At 69.2% G+C, this 15,599-nt stretch carries 15 protein-coding genes and 1 other RNA gene; 7 read left to right on the top strand and 9 right to left on the bottom strand.

What is annotated here, in order from left to right; genetic code table 11:
* Window positions 1–28: 28 nt before the first annotated feature.
* Window positions 29–427, bottom strand: a complete 399-nt coding sequence (locus LJE69_RS13570) for a hypothetical protein (protein ID WP_296925909.1) — start codon at window positions 425–427, stop codon at window positions 29–31.
* 55 nt (window positions 428–482) lie between these two features.
* Between LJE69_RS13570 and LJE69_RS13575 the strand changes: the two genes are divergently transcribed.
* Entirely contained in the window at window positions 483–1,799 is a 1,317-nt protein-coding gene (locus LJE69_RS13575; RefSeq protein WP_296926026.1) for a glycosyltransferase, read from the top strand.
* 174 nt (window positions 1,800–1,973) lie between these two features.
* Here the strand turns inward: LJE69_RS13575 and LJE69_RS13580 are convergent, their stop codons facing one another.
* Window positions 1,974–2,558, bottom strand: a complete 585-nt coding sequence (locus LJE69_RS13580) for a hemerythrin family protein (protein WP_296925910.1) — start codon at window positions 2,556–2,558, stop codon at window positions 1,974–1,976.
* Between the two features lie 301 nt (window positions 2,559–2,859).
* On the opposite strand from LJE69_RS13580, the gene LJE69_RS13585 reads away from it, so the two are divergent.
* A complete protein-coding gene (locus LJE69_RS13585; RefSeq protein WP_296925912.1) occupies window positions 2,860–3,276 on the top strand; it encodes a SufE family protein in 417 nt (138 codons plus the stop codon).
* A gap of 149 nt (window positions 3,277–3,425) precedes the next feature.
* Here LJE69_RS13585 and LJE69_RS13590 read toward each other — a convergent pair whose 3' ends face one another.
* The 5 genes from LJE69_RS13590 to LJE69_RS13610 form a co-directional block, all read right to left on the bottom strand.
* Window positions 3,426–4,064, bottom strand: a complete 639-nt coding sequence (locus LJE69_RS13590) for a DUF3299 domain-containing protein (RefSeq protein WP_296925914.1) — start codon at window positions 4,062–4,064, stop codon at window positions 3,426–3,428.
* A gap of 28 nt (window positions 4,065–4,092) precedes the next feature.
* A complete protein-coding gene (locus tag LJE69_RS13595) occupies window positions 4,093–5,334 on the bottom strand; it encodes a UbiH/UbiF/VisC/COQ6 family ubiquinone biosynthesis hydroxylase (protein WP_296925916.1) in 1,242 nt (413 codons plus the stop codon).
* A gap of 109 nt (window positions 5,335–5,443) precedes the next feature.
* Complete coding sequence (ubiH, locus tag LJE69_RS13600; protein ID WP_296925918.1) at window positions 5,444–6,688, bottom strand: 2-octaprenyl-6-methoxyphenyl hydroxylase; 1,245 nt, start codon at window positions 6,686–6,688, stop codon at window positions 5,444–5,446.
* Between the two features lie 171 nt (window positions 6,689–6,859).
* Entirely contained in the window at window positions 6,860–8,197 is a 1,338-nt protein-coding gene (locus LJE69_RS13605; protein WP_296925920.1) for an aminopeptidase P N-terminal domain-containing protein, read from the bottom strand.
* Window positions 8,198–8,247: 50 nt separating this feature from the next.
* The gene (locus LJE69_RS13610; protein ID WP_296925921.1) at window positions 8,248–8,817 is read right to left on the bottom strand and encodes a YecA family protein; all 570 of its coding nucleotides are present in this window, start codon (window positions 8,815–8,817) and stop codon (window positions 8,248–8,250) included.
* 239 nt (window positions 8,818–9,056) lie between these two features.
* Between LJE69_RS13610 and LJE69_RS13615 the strand changes: the two genes are divergently transcribed.
* The 4 genes from LJE69_RS13615 to LJE69_RS13630 all read left to right on the top strand — a co-directional run bounded on the left by LJE69_RS13615 (window position 9,057) and on the right by LJE69_RS13630 (window position 10,417).
* Window positions 9,057–9,266: a TIGR02449 family protein gene (locus tag LJE69_RS13615; RefSeq protein WP_296925923.1), complete on the top strand. Its 210-nt coding sequence runs from the start codon at window positions 9,057–9,059 to the stop codon at window positions 9,264–9,266.
* Window positions 9,263–9,589, top strand: coding sequence for a cell division protein ZapA (locus LJE69_RS13620; RefSeq protein ID WP_296925925.1), 327 nt, complete (start codon window positions 9,263–9,265; stop codon window positions 9,587–9,589). Before LJE69_RS13615 ends, LJE69_RS13620 begins: the two co-directional genes overlap by 4 nt.
* 13 nt (window positions 9,590–9,602) lie before the next feature.
* Window positions 9,603–9,786, top strand: a non-coding RNA gene (ssrS, locus tag LJE69_RS13625) — 6S RNA.
* 31 nt (window positions 9,787–9,817) lie between these two features.
* The gene (locus tag LJE69_RS13630) at window positions 9,818–10,417 is read left to right on the top strand and encodes a 5-formyltetrahydrofolate cyclo-ligase (RefSeq protein WP_296925927.1); all 600 of its coding nucleotides are present in this window, start codon (window positions 9,818–9,820) and stop codon (window positions 10,415–10,417) included.
* Between the two features lie 170 nt (window positions 10,418–10,587).
* Here LJE69_RS13630 and ilvA read toward each other — a convergent pair whose 3' ends face one another.
* Window positions 10,588–12,126: a threonine ammonia-lyase, biosynthetic gene (ilvA, locus tag LJE69_RS13635; protein WP_296925929.1), complete on the bottom strand. Its 1,539-nt coding sequence runs from the start codon at window positions 12,124–12,126 to the stop codon at window positions 10,588–10,590.
* 118 nt (window positions 12,127–12,244) lie between these two features.
* Here ilvA and rpiA point away from each other — a divergent pair, with 118 nt between their 5' ends.
* Window positions 12,245–12,904 (top strand): ribose-5-phosphate isomerase RpiA, encoded by a 660-nt coding sequence (gene rpiA / locus LJE69_RS13640; protein ID WP_296925931.1) that lies wholly within the window; start codon window positions 12,245–12,247, stop codon window positions 12,902–12,904.
* A gap of 546 nt (window positions 12,905–13,450) precedes the next feature.
* On the opposite strand, the gene LJE69_RS13645 is transcribed toward rpiA, so the two are convergent.
* Complete coding sequence (locus LJE69_RS13645; RefSeq protein WP_296925933.1) at window positions 13,451–15,118, bottom strand: porin; 1,668 nt, start codon at window positions 15,116–15,118, stop codon at window positions 13,451–13,453.
* Window positions 15,119–15,599 lie beyond the last annotated feature (481 nt).

Raw genomic sequence — 15,599 nt, forward strand, 5'->3', positions numbered from 1 at the left:
TCAGCGGTGCGGTGGCGTCCGGCAGGGCTCAGCGCATCCCGCTCAGCCCGCGCACGTGATCCATGGCCGCGTTGAAGAAGTCTTGGTCGCCGTGCTTGCGGCAGTAGTCCTGGGTGCCGCGCATGGCCGCCTGAAGCCCCGAGCCGCGCAGCACGCTCTCGCCGAGGGCCAGGTTCAGCCCCGAGACGAAGCCGGTGAGCCAGTCCTCGTAGCGTTGCAGCTCGGCCGGGTTGCCGTCGCCTGCGTCCTTCACCGCCGCCAAATAAGTATCGCAGCTGCGCACGCCGTAGCCCCACAGGTTGCGCTTGACGGCGGGCGCCGCACTGCCGAGGGTGCTGGTCGCGAGCAGGGCGAGGAGTACATATGATGCGCTGAAAGCAACGCGCGAGCGCTTGAGCCGCTTGTGCGGCGGCGGTGCTGGTACCATGGGAAGGTTGTTCTCCAACGGCTTGGAAGCGCGGCACGGCCGCGTGGTGCGACTCATGCGCGTGTTGATGATTTCCGATGTCTATTTCCCGCGGGTCAACGGTGTCTCCACGTCCATCCAGACCTTTGGGCGGGAATTCATCGGCCTGGGCCACGATGTGACCCTGCTGGCGCCGGACTACGGGCAGGAGGAGCCCGAGCCCTTCGAGGTCATCCGGCTGCCGTCGCGGTATTTTCCGTTCGACCCCGAGGACCGGATCATCCGCTGGGGCCGAATCCGCAAGCACCACGCGCGGCTCTCGGCCGCCGGCTTCGACCTGGTGCACATCCATACGCCCTTCATCGCCCACTACGCGGGGCAGGCGCTGGCGCGCAGGCTCGGGGTGCCGGTGGTGGCCAGTTATCATACATTCTTCGAGCAATACCTCGATAAGTACGTGCGCTTCGTGCCCGGGTCCTGGATGCGCTTCGTGGCACGGCACTTCTCCGCGGCGCAGTGCGGCGACGTGGACGCGCTGGCGGTGCCGTCCGAGGCGATGCTGGAGGTGCTCCTCCGCTATGGCGTGCGCACGCCCGCGGAGATCGTGCCCACCGGGATCGACCTGGACAAGTTTCACCGCGGCGACGGGCCGGGCTTTCGGCGTCGCCACGGCATCGCTGACGAACGCCCATTGCTGATCTACGTCGGCCGGCTCGCGTTCGAGAAGAACTGCGACTTCCTGCTGCGCATGCTGGCGCAGGTGCGCGCCGCGGTGCCGGACGTGCTGCTGGCCATTGCGGGCGAAGGGCCGGCGCGGCGGCAACTGGAGGATCTCGCAAGGCGGTTGGACCTTGGCGACAGTGTTCGCTTCCTGGGCTATCTGGACCGCGATGGGTCGCTGGAGGGCTGCTACGCGGCCGCGGATGCCCTCGTGTTCGCCTCGCGCACCGAGACCCAGGGACTCGTGCTGCTGGAGTCCCTTGCGCTCGGCACGCCCGTGGTGGCCACGGCGGAGATGGGCACCCGCGAGGTGCTACGCGACGGCGAGGGCTGTCTCATCGCCGCGGACGACGAGCAGGACTTCGCCGCCAAGACCGTCCGTTTGCTTACTGATGCCGATTTGCAGTCCATCCTCAGGGCTCGCGCGCGGCCGTACGCGCAGCGCTGGTCGGCACAGGTCATGGCCGAGCGCATGCTCGGACTCTATGAGCGGGTGTGCACGGAGCCGGTGGGGTCCGATCAGGCTACGGCGCAGTGCAGGCCGCAGCCGCCGCGCCTGCGGGCGGTGAAGGGTGCGGGGCATGCGGCGGCGGTGCGGAGTCTGGAACCAGACACCGGGGACGAGGAGGGGGCATTGGAGGACGAGCCCACGCCGCGCACCGCCGCGCAATGAGCCGTGGTGGGTGCCGGTGCAGCGGATCTGCGCTTAGAACCGGTTCAAAAACAACGAAAACGTCGCGTAATAGAGTCGCGGGCGGGCAGGCGGCCTCCGCCGGGCTTCCCGCCGGGCGGTGCGGCTTCGGCCGCCTTCCTCCAGCAATAGCCTCTCAGCCTCGGGGTACGGGCATCAGGCGTGGCTTTGAACGCGGGGGCGCAATGCGCTGATGCCGTTCTCGCGCAGATAGCGGCCGAGGCGCTTGTCCATGTCGAGCGCATGGCCAATGAACCACTGCTTCAGTGCCTCCAGGTCCGCGAGGCGCAGCCGTTCCTCGCCGCGGGCGACAATGTCGCGCACTAACGCCGTGTATTCTGCCAGCATCAGCGCGTGCTCGCCCGCGTGCTCGGCCACGTCCGGGTAGTGCGCGGCGCGCATCAGTGACTCTTCACGCGCGAAGTGCTGCCGCGCCCGCTCGCGCAGGGCGTCCAGCCAGTAGTGCAGGGCCGACGGCGCGCCGCGGTGCCGTTCGGCCGAGATCTCGTCGATGTTGGCGGCGTCGCCGCGCTCGCCGAAGCGCAGCGCGATGTGGTTCAGGATGGCCGCCAGCACCCGGCGGTCACGATCCAGCGCGTCGATACCGACGCACCACTGCTCGCGCCAGCGGAAGAACGGTGGGGGCGGCAGTGTCGGTTGGGGGGTTGCCGCCGGCGCCGTTGCTGGGGAAGAGCCGCTCGGGGCCGCGGCGAAATCCGAAACGGTGTTGACGAATGCCATGCGTCGATCTCCGGTTTGGGGCGTGCGGGGGCGGATGCCGCGGCGTGCTGGCAGGCGATCGCCGCCGGGACCGGTCCCGCCCGAGCGCCCGGAGGACGTGACCTAGCGGAAATTGTAGATGAGTCTCATGGTTTTTACCAATGCAGATTGTAATCCCAGTGGATGACAGCACGGCCGGTCGCGAGCGGTATCGAAATCCCGGTACGCTGCGCCGGGCGTCACGCGGGCAGAGATTGACACGCGGCGGCGTGCGTTGTGCAGTGGCCGCTGAATGTTGCCCATGACCCCTGGAGGGCAAGCGATGAACAGCAAAGACGTCCTCGATGCCTTCGAGCTCCTGGACACCTGGGAGGCTCGCTACGAGTTCATCGGCGACCTGAGCCGCGAGCTCCTGCCGGTGGCCGAGAGCGAGAAGACGGAGACGAGCCTGGTGAAGGGCTGCAATACCAGGACCTGGCTCACCGGCAGCCTGACCGACGCTGACCCGCCGGTGATCGAGTACCGCGCCGACGCCGAGACGCCGCTGGTGCGGGGCCTGGTGGCGCTGCTCCTGGTGCCCTTCCAGCGCAAGACGCCGGATGACGTGCTGGACACCGACCCGCGCGAATACATTGCCAAGACCGGCCTCGCCGAGCACCTGAGCCCGAGCCGCCGTATCGGCATGGAGCATTTCATCGAGCGCGTGTTCCAGATCGCCCGCGGGCTGCGCGGGCGCTGAGGGCGGCTGCCCTTCTGGGGGCACCGTCCCCGGCGCGTCGTGCGTGTGCGCGGCTGATCGCGGCGAAGACACCGCTCCCACGAAGCGGGCGGCTGTAGCGTGGGAGCGCCGTCCCCGGCGCGATGGGCGTGCCGTCAGGCGGCAGGTGCTCAGCCGTCCTGTGGGTCGTGGCTCACGCTGACGGCGTCGATGCGGTAGCCGGCGTCGCCGCGGTCGTTGCGGAAGCGCGCTACGTGCATGGTGCCCTTGACCCAGACGGTGTCGAACAACTCGCCGTGGTAGGGGCGCCCTGCGCGGGTGACCACATGGACGGTCTGGTTGGCTGGTGGCGGCGGCACGTGGATGCAGGCACCGAAGTAGGGCACCAGGAGGAATTCGCGCAGCTCGGTGGCGTCCGCCGTCAGCGGGATCACGAGGCCCGACAACCGCACGCTGCGTCCGTCCAGCGCCTTCACCACGGGCGCCTTGGCCCACTGCTCGCGCAGTTCGCTGAACAGCGTGTCGGCGCGCGGGTCGTCGTCGCTGATGTCGTCGACGTCGGCCCCTTCGAAGGGCTTGCTCGGGTGCCAGCCGGCCGGTATGAGGTCGTCCCACGCCAGCTTGGTGCCGAGGTCCTGCGCCGCCGCGAGCGCCTCGGGCGTCGGCTCGCCGGGACCGCCGCGGGGCGCGGCACCGGATCGGTCGGTATCTCCGTTGTCACCGCCGCAGCCGCCAAGCAGCAGCGACGGGAGCAGTGCGACCGCCAGCGGCAGATGACGGCGGGTGCGGGGGAAGGGCAGGATGGCCACGTGCGCGTCTCGGCCGGTGTGCTGGTGCTCAGGGAGCGGTGTCCGCGGTCGGGTCGGCGCGGACCAGGGGCGGCAGCTCGTCACCCAGCCCCAGCGCCTCGCGCATGAAGGCACGCTTCAGCGGGCTGATGTGGTCCGCCGCCAACAGCCCCAGGTTACGCGCCGCCACCAGCGGTGGGATGCGGTTGCCGAAGGTGCGCTTGAAGGCGTCCATGGCGCCGAGCATGAGCAGGTTGTCGCCGCGGCGGGCGCGCTCGTAGCGGCGCAGGGTCGCGACGCCGCCGATGTCCCGGTGATGCAGGCGGGCGTGTTCCAGCGCGTCGTCGAGCGCGGCCACGTCCAGAAAGCCCAGGTTCACGCCCTGGCCCGCCAGCGGGTGGATGGCGTGGGCGGCATCGCCCACCAGGGCGGCGCGGGGGCGCACGTAGCTCTTGGCGTACTGGAGCCGCAGCGGGAAGGCGGCGCGTGGGCCCACGGACAGGATCGGCCCGAGCCGCTCCTGGTAGGCGCGCTCCAGCTCGTCGATGAAGGCCGCGTCGTCGAGCGCCAGCAGTTCCTCGGCGCGGCCCTCGTCGGCAGACCAGACGATGGAGCAGCGCCCGTCCGCCAGTGGCAGGAAGGCCAGCGGCCCGGTCGGCAGGAAGCGCTGCCAGGCGGTCTCCCGGTGCCAATGGGCGGGCTCCACGTTGCAGACGATGGCGCGCTGATCGTAGCCCCAGCCGCCGGTGGCGATGCCGAGCACGGTGCGCACCAGGGAGTCGCGGCCGTCGGCGCCCACCACCAGGCGGGCATCCAGCTCCGTCCCATCGGCGAGCACCACGCGTGCGCCGGACTCGTTGATGCTCAGCACCTCCACCTGCGCCGGGCACAGCAGCGTCACGTCGTCGGCCGCCTCCAGCAGCTCCCACAGCGCGAGCCGGGTGACCCGGTTCTCGACGATGTGGCCGAGGTCCGGCTCGCCGAGCTCGGCACTGTCGAAGTGGATGGACGCGCCGCCGACGGCGTCCCAGACATGCATCTCGCGGTAGACGCTCACGCCCAGCTCCAGCATGCGCGGCCAGGCACCGAGGCGCTCCAGCATGCGCTGGCTCGCGCGGCTCAGCGCGGACACCCGCAGGTCCACCTCGCCGGTGGGCCAGTCACGCTGCGGTGGTGCGCTGTCCAGCACGGCGATGCGCCAGCCCCGGCCCCCGCAGGCGCAGGCGAGCGCGGCGCCCACCATGCCGCCGCCGAGGATGACCAGGTCGAAATTTTGGGGCTCTTGGGACATGTTTCTTATTGAGGCGAAATCGGTTGTCAAAGCTTTTGGAGCCGAGGACCGAGGGCCGAGGACCAGGAACCTGGCGCGGCTGCTCGGCCCTCGGCCCTTCCCCATCGCCCTACCGCGCAGCGGCAGCCAATCCCCGCGCCAGCCGCGGCAGGCGTCCGTGCAGCCCCATGAAGCGCCGCGCCAGCGCGTGCCGGGCGGTGGGGCAGACGTCCAGGGCCAGCATGCCGAGGTCGCGCGCGGCGCGCAGCGGCGGGAACGGATTGACGAAGACCCGGGCCAGGGTGTCGGTCGCCAGCGCGACGCTGCGCTGGTCGCCCTGGCGGCGCTGGCGATAGCCGTTCAGTACGGCGGGACCGCCCGGGTCGCGGCCGGTGACATGGGCGTCCACCAGCAGGTCGGCGAGCTCGGCGACGTCGCGCAGACCGAGATTGAAGCCCTGACCCGCAACGGGGTGCAGGGTATGGGCGGCGTTGCCCACCAGCGCGACCCGCGGCCGCGTGATCTGCTTGGCCAGCGTCAGGCGCAGCGGGTAGGCGATGCGCCGGGCGGGCCGCTCGAGCCGCCCGAGGCGAGCGCCGAAGCGCCGCCCGAGCTCGGCCAGGAAGGCATCGTCGTCGAGCGTCAGGATGGCGGGCACGTCGCGCTCGTGGGCGGTCCAGACCACCGACCAGCGTCCCTCGGTCATGGGCAGCATGGCGAGTGGGCCGGAGTCGGTGAAGCGCTCGTAGGCGACGCCCGGCCGCGGCTGCGCGGGCGTGACGGTGGAGATAATGGCGGCGTAGCCGTAGGGGCGGTCGTGCACGCCGAGCTTAAGGCGCTTGCGCACTCCCGAGTCGCCGCCGTCCGCGGCCACCACCAGGCGCGTGCGCAGCAGCCGCGACACGCCGTCGACGGCCACTTCAAGGTCGGCGTGATGCGGCTCGACGTGCAGTCCGGCGAGGCGCGCCGGGCGCAGTAGCTCCACGCCATCGGCGCCTTGCAGGCAGCCCTCGATGGCCATGCCGATGGCCCGCGCCGGGGTCACGTAGCCGAGCGCCTCGACGCCCTCGTCGGCGGCGTCCAGGTGCGCGAAGCCGCAGTGCCCGCGGTCGGACACGTGCACCTGGCGGATGGGCTCGCTGGCGCCGGCCATGGCCGGCCAGATGCCGATGCCGTCGAAGATTCGCCGGCTGCCGAGCGACAGCGCGATGACGCGCTCGTCGTACTGCGCCGGCGGCGGGGCGGCGCCGGGCGTGGGATGCGCCGGGGTGGCGGCCTCTACCACGGCGATGCGCAGTCCGCTGCCGCGCAGCGCACAGGCGAGGCTGCCGCCGACGAGACCGCCGCCGATGATGACGAGATCATAGTCCTGCATGGGCTTACTGCTCCGGCCTGGGGCGATAAGGGTGCAACGGCCGGGTGGGCCGATGGTGGGGCCGAACATGGGGCCGAATGGCACAATTGTGACCCGCACGGTCCGGACGTGCGGCCGCGGGCGGCGGCCGCCGCGTCGCAGGCGGCGCGGCACGGACGGCGCGGCCCGTGCTCATCGTGGCGCCTGGCCCCGGGCCATCAGCTGCTCGATGGCGTCGACCTCCTTGGGCGCGTCGCGCGAGAGCACCTCGTGGCCGTCCTCGGTCACCAGTACGTCGTCCTCGATGCGGATGCCGATGCCACGGTACTCGGCCGGCACCGCGGCGTCCGGTGCGACATAGAGCCCCGGCTCCACGGTGAGGGTCATGCCGGGCTCCAGCATGCGCCATTTGCCGTCGCACTTGTACCTGCCGACATCGTGCACATCCATGCCGAGCCAGTGTCCGGTGCGGTGCATGTAGAAGGGCTTGTACTGCTCGTCCTTGATGAGCTGCGCCACGTCCTCGGCCTTGCCGTCGATGAAGCCCAGCTCCACCAGCCCGCTGGTCAGCACCTTCAGCGCCGCGTTGTGCGGGGCGTCCCAGCGCTTGCCGGGCTTGACGGCGTCGATGGCGGCGAGCTGGGCCTGCAGCACCAGCTCGTAGAGCGTGCGCTGGGGCGTGCTGAAGCGGCCGTTGACCGGGAAGGTGCGGGTGATGTCGGAGGCGTAGCCATCCAGCTCGCAGCCGGCGTCCACCAGCACCAGGTCGCCGTCGGCCAGCTCGGCGGCGTTGTCCACGTAGTGCAGCACGCAGGCGTTGGCGCCGCCGCCGACGATGGGTGGATAGGCCTGGAAGCGCGCGCCTTGCTCGGCGCAGGCGCTGAGGAAGACCGCCTCCAGCGCCTGCTCGATCATGCCCGGCTTGCAGGTCTGCATCAGCCGGCAGTGCGCGCCCGCCGAGATGCGCGCGGCGCGGCGCATGGTGGCGAGCTCGCTCGGGCGCTTGATGAGCCTCTGCTCGTGCAGCACGCCGTCGGATGTGACCAGCTCCGTGGGTGCGCTGACGCCCTTGCGGGCCTTGGCGCGCACGGCCCGCAGCCAGCGCATGACGCGGAGGTCGAAGTCGTCATCCACGCCGAGTGGGTAGTGGATGCGCTTGCGGTCCGCCAGCAGCTCGGGCAGCTTCTCGTCCAGCTCCGCCAGCGGGTGTGCCGCGTCGGCGCCGAACTGCTCCACCGCCCCCTCGGTGCCGTACCTGTAGCCGTCCCAGACCTCACGCTCCGGGTCTCGCGGGCGGCAGAAGAGCACGAACTCGCCGTCCTTGTGCTTGGGCGCCAGCACGGCCACCGCGTCCGGCTCCGGAAAGCCGGTGAGCCAAGTGAAGTCGCTGTCCTGGCGGAAGGGAAAGTGCACGTCGCGGTTGCGGGTGACCTCCCGCGCGGCGGGCACGATGAGCACGGCGTCCGCGCCGATGGCGCGGGCCACCTCGCGGCGGCGGTGCTTGAGCTCCTTGGCGGTCTTGGCTGGCATTGGGGCGTGCATCGGGATTGGTGGCTGAGGACTGTATTCGGGCGTGGGTCTCAGGGGCGCTTGGCGGGCGTGTCTTGTTCGCGTAGCAGCAACGCCGCGACGCGCAGGAATTCCAGCACCTCGGCGAGCGCCGCCTCGTTCTCGGCGCTGTCGTCGAGGTCGTCCAGGTCCATGCGGGTGATTTCCATCAGGTCGTCCAGCACCTCGCGCGTCTCCGGCGCGAGCCTGGCGGCGTCCAGGTTGGCGATGCCGAGGCCGTAGAGCAGCCCGCGGGTCCAGCCGTGCACCGCGGCGGCGCGCTCGCGCAGCGGGCGGTCCTCGTTCGGCAGCAGCGGGTGAAATGCCTGCTCTGCATCGGCTAGCGCCGCATCGGTGGCCTTGGCCAGCGCATTCAGCGCGTCGTCGAGCGCCGCGGTCTCCGCGTCGGTGTGCGCCGCGGCATCGCCGGGCGTCAGCTCCCCGAGCCAGCGTGCGCGTGGGGCATCGGTGCCGCTGGCCAGCAGGCCGCAGTAAATGCCATGGGCCTCCGCGGCGGAGCAGGACAGTGCACAGGGGGCCAGCAGCCGCTCCAGCTCGTCGTGGTCGGGCGCGGGCGTGTTGGGACTTCGGGGCGTGGTCATCGAATGGCAGTATCCAGGCTTGTACCGACAGTAGGTTAGGGCGTTCCCTGGCTTGAAGGCCGAGCATTGTGTGCGGACAGCCCGCTCAGACCATATTATGGGGCGTCGAGGGGACCGACGGCGAATCCGCGGGGCTCGGGCGGCGTATCGGGCAATCAACGCTGTCAATTGACCCGCTGCCGACCCCCTCTTATAGTGCGGGCGCAGAACTGGCACGGCCGCGCACGCTGGAAGCCGCTATGGGTGAATTCGATCTCGATCGGTTGGAACGACAAGTGGACCGCTTGCTCCGCCAGCTCGAGCGGCTGCGGGACGAGAACGCGTCCCTGCGCGCGAGCCAGGAGCATCTCGTGGCCGAGCGTGCGGACCTGATCGAAAAGACCGAGCTGGCCCGCAGCAAGGTCGAGGCAATGGTGGCGCGGCTGAAGGCGATGGAGGAACAACTGTGAGCGACGAGTCCATTCCGGTCACTGTCCAGATTCTGGACAAGGATTACCGCATCGCCTGTGCGCCCGGCGAGGAGCAGGCCTTGGTGTCGTGCGCCCGCATGCTGGACAGACGCATGCGCGAGGTGCGCCAGAACGGCCGTGTCATCGGCGCCGATCGTATCGCCGTGATGGCGGCGCTGAACGTCATCTACGACATGCTGCAGCGCGGCAGCCGCGCCGAGCTCGATCGCGGGCGGCTGGTGCGGTTGCAGCAGCGCGTCGACGCGGTTGTGGGCGACGATGAAGCGACGGCCGGGGTGGACGGCCCGCGCGAATCCGTATAGCCTCTTGCCGAGACATCCCCTGCGGTATCCGACAGCGGCCTGGGTATATTCTTGAGCCTAATGCATACCCCGGGGACGCATCCCGGGAGCCGGTGTGCATGTCCGCCCTGAGCGGAAAGCCTGAGGCCCCGACCCGCGTTCCCCCTTGAACCGCCTGGTTCAAGAACGACGGCTGCATCGCTACAGGCGGGGGATGTCCCTCCTTTTTTTGTCCGCCCCCCTTTGTCCGTGAGCGCCGAAAGTCCGCGCGCGCTGCGCCGCCGTCTGCGCGCTGCCCGGCGCGCCCTGGATGAGCGCCGCCAGCGCGCCAACGCCGCCGCCATTGTGCGCCGTCTGCTGCGGCTGCGCGCGGTGCGCCGGGCTCGGCGCATCGCCCTCTACGTGGCCGCCGATGGCGAGCCGGACGTGCTCGATCTGCTCCGCCGATTGCCCGCCCGCGGGCGGTGCTGGTATCTGCCGGTGCTGCGGGGCCACGCGCGGGGGCGGCTCTGGTTCGTGCGCCACGAGCCGGGATGGCCGCTGCGGGCGAACCGTTTCGGCATCCCGGAGCCCCGGCAACGCCGGCGCGCCATCCAGCCGCTGCATGGCCTGGACTTGGTGCTGATGCCGCTGGTGGGCTTCGATGCCGAGTGCAACCGCCTGGGCATGGGCGCCGGCTACTATGATCGCAGCCTCGCGGGCTTGCGCCGGCGGCGGCATTGGCGCCGCCCGCTGCTGCTGGGCGTCGCGCACGAGTGCCAGCGCGTGGAGCGGCTGGCGGCGCAGCCCTGGGACGTGCCCGTGGATGCGGTGGTGACCGAGGCGGCCGTGTATCTGCGCGAAGGCTGAGGCCGTGGGAACGCCGTGGGAGCGCCATCTCCGGCGCGATGGCGGTACGCGCAAGCGCTCGCGGCGAAGACGCCGCTCCCACGGGGGAGAAGGCCGCACCGTGGGAGCGCCGTCCCCGGCGCGATGGGCGCTCGCGTGAGTGATCGCGGCGGGAACGCCGCTCCCACAGCCTACGGTGGCGCGTTGCCAGCGCCGGCGCTGGCGAAGAGCTGATAGGCCGGATTGTCCGACTCGTCGGCGAACCCGTAACCGAGTCCCGTCAGCAGCCGATAGAACTCCGCCTGCTGCCCGGCCGGCACCTGGATGCCCATCAGCACGCGGCCGTAAGCGGCGCCGTGGTTGCGGTAGTGGAACAGGCTGATGTTCCAGCGCCGGCCGAGGCCGGAGAGGAAGTTCAGCAGCGCCCCCGGGCGCTCCGGAAACTCGAAGCGGATCAGCCGCTCTTCCTCCACGCCGCCCGCGTGGCCGCCGACCATGAAGCGGATGTGGAGCTTGGCGGCCTCGTTGTCGCTCATGTCCAGCACCGAGAAGCCCTTGGCCTCGAGCCGCTGCGCGAGCTCGGCGCGGGCGGCCGCACCGCCCGGCAGCTCGACGCCGACGAACACATAGGCCTGCTGGCGGTCCGCGTAGCGGTAGTTGAATTCGGTGATCTGCCGCTTGCCCAGCGCCCGGCAGAAAGCCAGGAAGCTGCCCGGGCGCTCGGGAATGCCTACCGCGAACAAGGCCTCGCGGCCCTCGCCCAGCTCGGCGCGCTCGGCCACGTGGCGCAGCCGGTCGAAATTAATGTTGGCGCCGCTCTCGATGGCCACCAGGCTCAGGCCCTCGGCGGCCTCGCGCGCCACCCAGCGCTTGAGTCCGGCGACGGCGAGCGCGCCGGCGGGCTCCGCGATGCCGCGGGTGTCATCGAAGATGTCCTTGATGGCGGCGCAGATCTCGTCGGTGCTCACCAGCACCACCTCGTCCACCATCTCCCGCGCGATGCGGAAGGTCTCTTTGCCGATCTGTTTCACTGCAACGCCGTCGGCGAACAGGCCCACCTCGCCGAGGGTCACCCGTCGGTCCGCCGCCAGCGCGGCGTGCAGCGTCGGCGCGTCCTCGGGCTCGACGCCGATGACGCGCACCTGCGGATGCACGTACTTCACATAGGCCGCAACGCCGGCGATGAGCCCGCCGCCGCCGACCGGCACGAAGATGGCCGCCGGCGGCTCCGGGTGCTGGCGCAGGATCTCCATGGCGATGGTGCCTTGGCCGGCGATGACGTCCGGGTCGTCGAAGGGGTGGATGAAGGTCAGTCCACGCTCCTCCACCAGGGCCTCGGCGTGCGCGGCTGCCTCGTCGAAGGAATCGCCGTGCAGCACCGCTTTTGCGCCCCAGCCGCGCACCGCATCCACCTTGATGGCGGGCGTCGTGCGGGGCATGACGATGGTGGCATCACAGCCGAGCCTGGCCGCACCCATGGAGACGCCTTGGGCATGGTTGCCGGCGGAGGCGGCGATGACGCCGCGGGCGCGGACCTCCGGGCTCAGGTGCCTGAGCTTGTTGTAGGCGCCGCGCAGCTTGAACGAGAACACCGGCTGCAGGTCTTCGCGCTTTAGCCACACTTCGTTGCCGAGTCGCTTCGACAGCAGTTTGGCATGCGTCAGCGGCGACTCGGTGGCGACGTCGTAGACGCGCGCCCGCAGGATGCGCTCGATGTAGGTTTGCGGCATGGCTCCGACTGTGTTCTGGCGTGTAACTTCACCCAAACACAACAGGATACGCCCCGAGGGCGAGCCTTGCCTCTGTTATCATGAGGATTGTTGCAACAACCCAACAGAGGACCCTGTCATGGACCAGGATGCGCTGAAGAAGCAGGCCGCCGAGGCGGCACTGCAATACGTCGAGGGCGGCGTCATCGGCGTCGGCACCGGCTCCACGGTGAACCACTTCATCGACTGCCTCGCCACCGTCAAGGCCCGCATCGAGGGTGCGGTGTCCAGCTCCGAGGCGTCCACGGTGCGCCTCAAGCAGCACGGTATTCCGGTGCTCGATCTCAACGCGGTGGGTGATCTCGCGCTGTACGTGGACGGCGCCGACGAGTCCAACCGGAGCCTCTCGCTGATCAAGGGCGGTGGTGGCGCGCTGACGCGCGAGAAGATCGTTGCCGCCGCCAGCGAGCGCTTCGTCTGTATCGCCGACGAGTCCAAGCTGGTGGATGTGCTGGGCGCCTTCCCGCTGCCCGTGGAGGTGATCCCCATGGCGCGCAGCCTGGTGGCCCGGCAGTTGGTCAAGCTCGGCGGCACGCCCGTGTGGCGCGAAGGCTTTGTCACCGACAACGGCAACGTGATCCTGGACGTGCAGGGGCTGCAGATCATGGAGCCCATGAAGCTCGAGCAGCAGATCAACAACCTCGCCGGCGTGGTCACCTGCGGCCTGTTCGCGCTGCGTGGGGCGGATGTGCTGATTCTGGGCGCCGAGGGCGGACCCCGGACCTTGGAGCGTTCCTGAAGCCCTATTTTGGTGGAGGAAGGTGGCAATGGACGCCCGTCGGTAGTCGTGAAGATGCACAGACCCGTGGGAGCGGCGTCCCCGCCGCGATCGCCCCAGCAACCGCCCGATCGCGCCGAGGACGGCGCTCCCACAGCGTCGCTACTCTCCCCGTGGGAACGGCGTCTCTGCCGCGATCGGCTTGCGCAAGATGACGCAAGATCCTCGCAGCGAGGCGTCGCCCAGTGAGCACCGGGCGGATAAGCGAAGCGCATCCGCCATCTTGGCTGCGGTGGATGCGCTTCGAGACTGTGAAAGTATTCGGCGTAGGTCGGGTTAGCGCAGCGTAACCCGACGCTGGGCGTCGGTCAGCCGTTGATGGTCGGGTTACGCTATCGCTAACCCGACCTACCGCTGGCTGCGGCCGTGCGTAGCTGTAGGCCGGGTTAGAGCACTGTAATCCGACTGTTCGCGAGGCTGACGCGTCAGCCTGCGCCCAACAAAAAACGGGGCCCGAAGGCCCCGTTGACCGACCCGCTCCATCGGGTCGAATGCGGCAGGCGATGATTAGAACGCGTGGATCACGCCCAGCGAGAAGCCGCTCCAATCGACCCCCGGATAGAGCGGGTTGCCGTTGAAGTCGTCGTCGACCGCGGTGTACAGGGCGTACACGCTGGTGCGCTTGCTGAAGTTGTGGTCGAACCCCACCGCCCAGGTGCTGCGGTCGCCTTCGAGGTCCTTGCGCAGGCCGCTGGCCAGGCCGCCGATGTTGTTGATGGCAACGGTCTCGCTACGCAGGTTGGCGAGGGCCTTGCCAGCGTCGCGGTTCACGGAGCCGTACATGGCCTTGATCATGTTGTTGCCGAAGCTGTAGCCGGCCTGCACCTGCCAGAGCTGCTGCTTCTTGATGCCCGACACACCGGCGAAAGTCACGTTGCCGTCCGGGTCGATGAAGCCCGTCGCGGTGCGCGTCTGCCCGCCGGGCAGGTCGTTCTGCTGCTCGTAGACAGCCGTCAGCGTGAAGCCGTTCCAGTCCAGCAGGCCGAGGCCGAGACGCCACTTGTTGTAGTCCTCATCAACGTAGGCGCAACCCAGGGTCGAAGTGCCGTCGGCGTTGAGGCACTGGGCGTTGCCGGCGTCGGACACCGCGCTGTCCATGAAGTTCTCGTTGCTGATCACTTCATAGGCGGCCGATCCGTAGAACGGGCCGTTGTTGTAGATGAGGGCCAGGGAGTAGGCGCTGGCCAGCGAGTCGTTGTCGTAGTTCAGGCCATAGCCGGCCGTGGCACCACCACCGGCGACGACGGCACCCATGAAGGACAGGCCGGAGTACGTCGGCGAGATGTAGGCGACCACGTTGTCGGCGCGCACGTCGTCGAAGCCGACGGTGCCGTTGTAGTCCGCCATGGTGTCAGAGAACAGGTCCAGCTTGCCGGTGGAGATCTTCAGCGGGGTGTCGTGTCGGCCGACCAGCACCGTGCCGTAGTCGCTGGCGAGGCCAACGAAGCTGTTGCGCATGCTGATGCCGTTGTCGCCACTGACGATGTTGTCGTCGGCGGACGACAGGCTGATGCCGAACTCCACCTGGTAGATGGCCTTGAGGCCATTGCCCAGATCCTCGGAGCCCTTGACGCCGATGCGGTTGGCACGATCGTTGATGTGGGTGCCGCCATAGTAGTTGCCCAGGCCGGTGCCCGGGTTCACCAGGGTGTACTTGCGGTACGAATTGGCGGAAACGCCCCAGCCCTTGAAGTCCTTGCCCAAGTTCCGGTCGACGATAGGAACGCCGGCGGAGTTGACGCGGATCAAGGTGATCGGCTGTCCCGTGGGCACCGAAACGGCGTTGGTATTGGTAACGCCGTCCAGGAACTGGCCATTAGCGACTGCTTGAACCTGAAGCGTGCCATCGGGTTGCTCTACCGGCACGTAGACGGTGCCGCCGGTGTAGTTGGACCATGTCGGGACATTGGCGGCCGTCGCAACGTACCCGGTGCTTCCTGGCCCGCCATTGGCTTGGGCTGCTGCCGCGGTGCTGTAGATTTGCGTTGTCGTCTGACTGCTCGTGCCAGTGACGTTGAAGCTGTCGACTGTGGAGTACTCTACGCCCGAGATGTTCTTGATGTCCGCGTAGTCGATGGACTGATTCAGCTTGCCGTACAGAACGGCCTCTGCCATGGCGGCGGTCGGCGCGGCGACGGCCGCGGCAACTGCCAAACTGAGGAGCTTCTTGTTCATGCTGCTCTCCGCTGTTGTGAAAATCACGAAAGACCGCGCAAGGCAACGCAATCATCGCTTGCGAGCAGAATACTAGACCAGTATGCAACAGTTGGCAACGGGTTGGGTGAAAAAAAGAGACACGGAAAGGCGGCTGTTGCAATTTAGTGACACTTGCGGGGAAGGGCCGAGGGCCGAGGGCTGGGCGGACCGGCCGAGGCAAGCGCGGTGCGCGAGGGTGGCATGCTATCGGGCGTTCTTTCGAGTTGCTGCGCGCCGTGCGCATCGTCGGTATCGAGGCGGTCAGAAAGGTGATCAACGGATCTCCCGACGATCAGACGGCCGTGCGCGACAGCGAGTGCACTGGCGCGGAATGTCGAGACCGCTCGCAGCGCTTATCCGTGTCGCCCTCCAGGGCGACGGATCAGCGCCACGGGCGGCCTTGGGAGTGGCATCGACACTTCCGCATGAGTGCACTAGTCTGCGCCCGGCGCAATCCTGC

Source organism: Thiohalocapsa sp. (assembly GCF_022340605.1).
In the GTDB taxonomy this organism is placed as follows: domain Bacteria; phylum Pseudomonadota; class Gammaproteobacteria; order Chromatiales; family Chromatiaceae; genus Thiohalocapsa.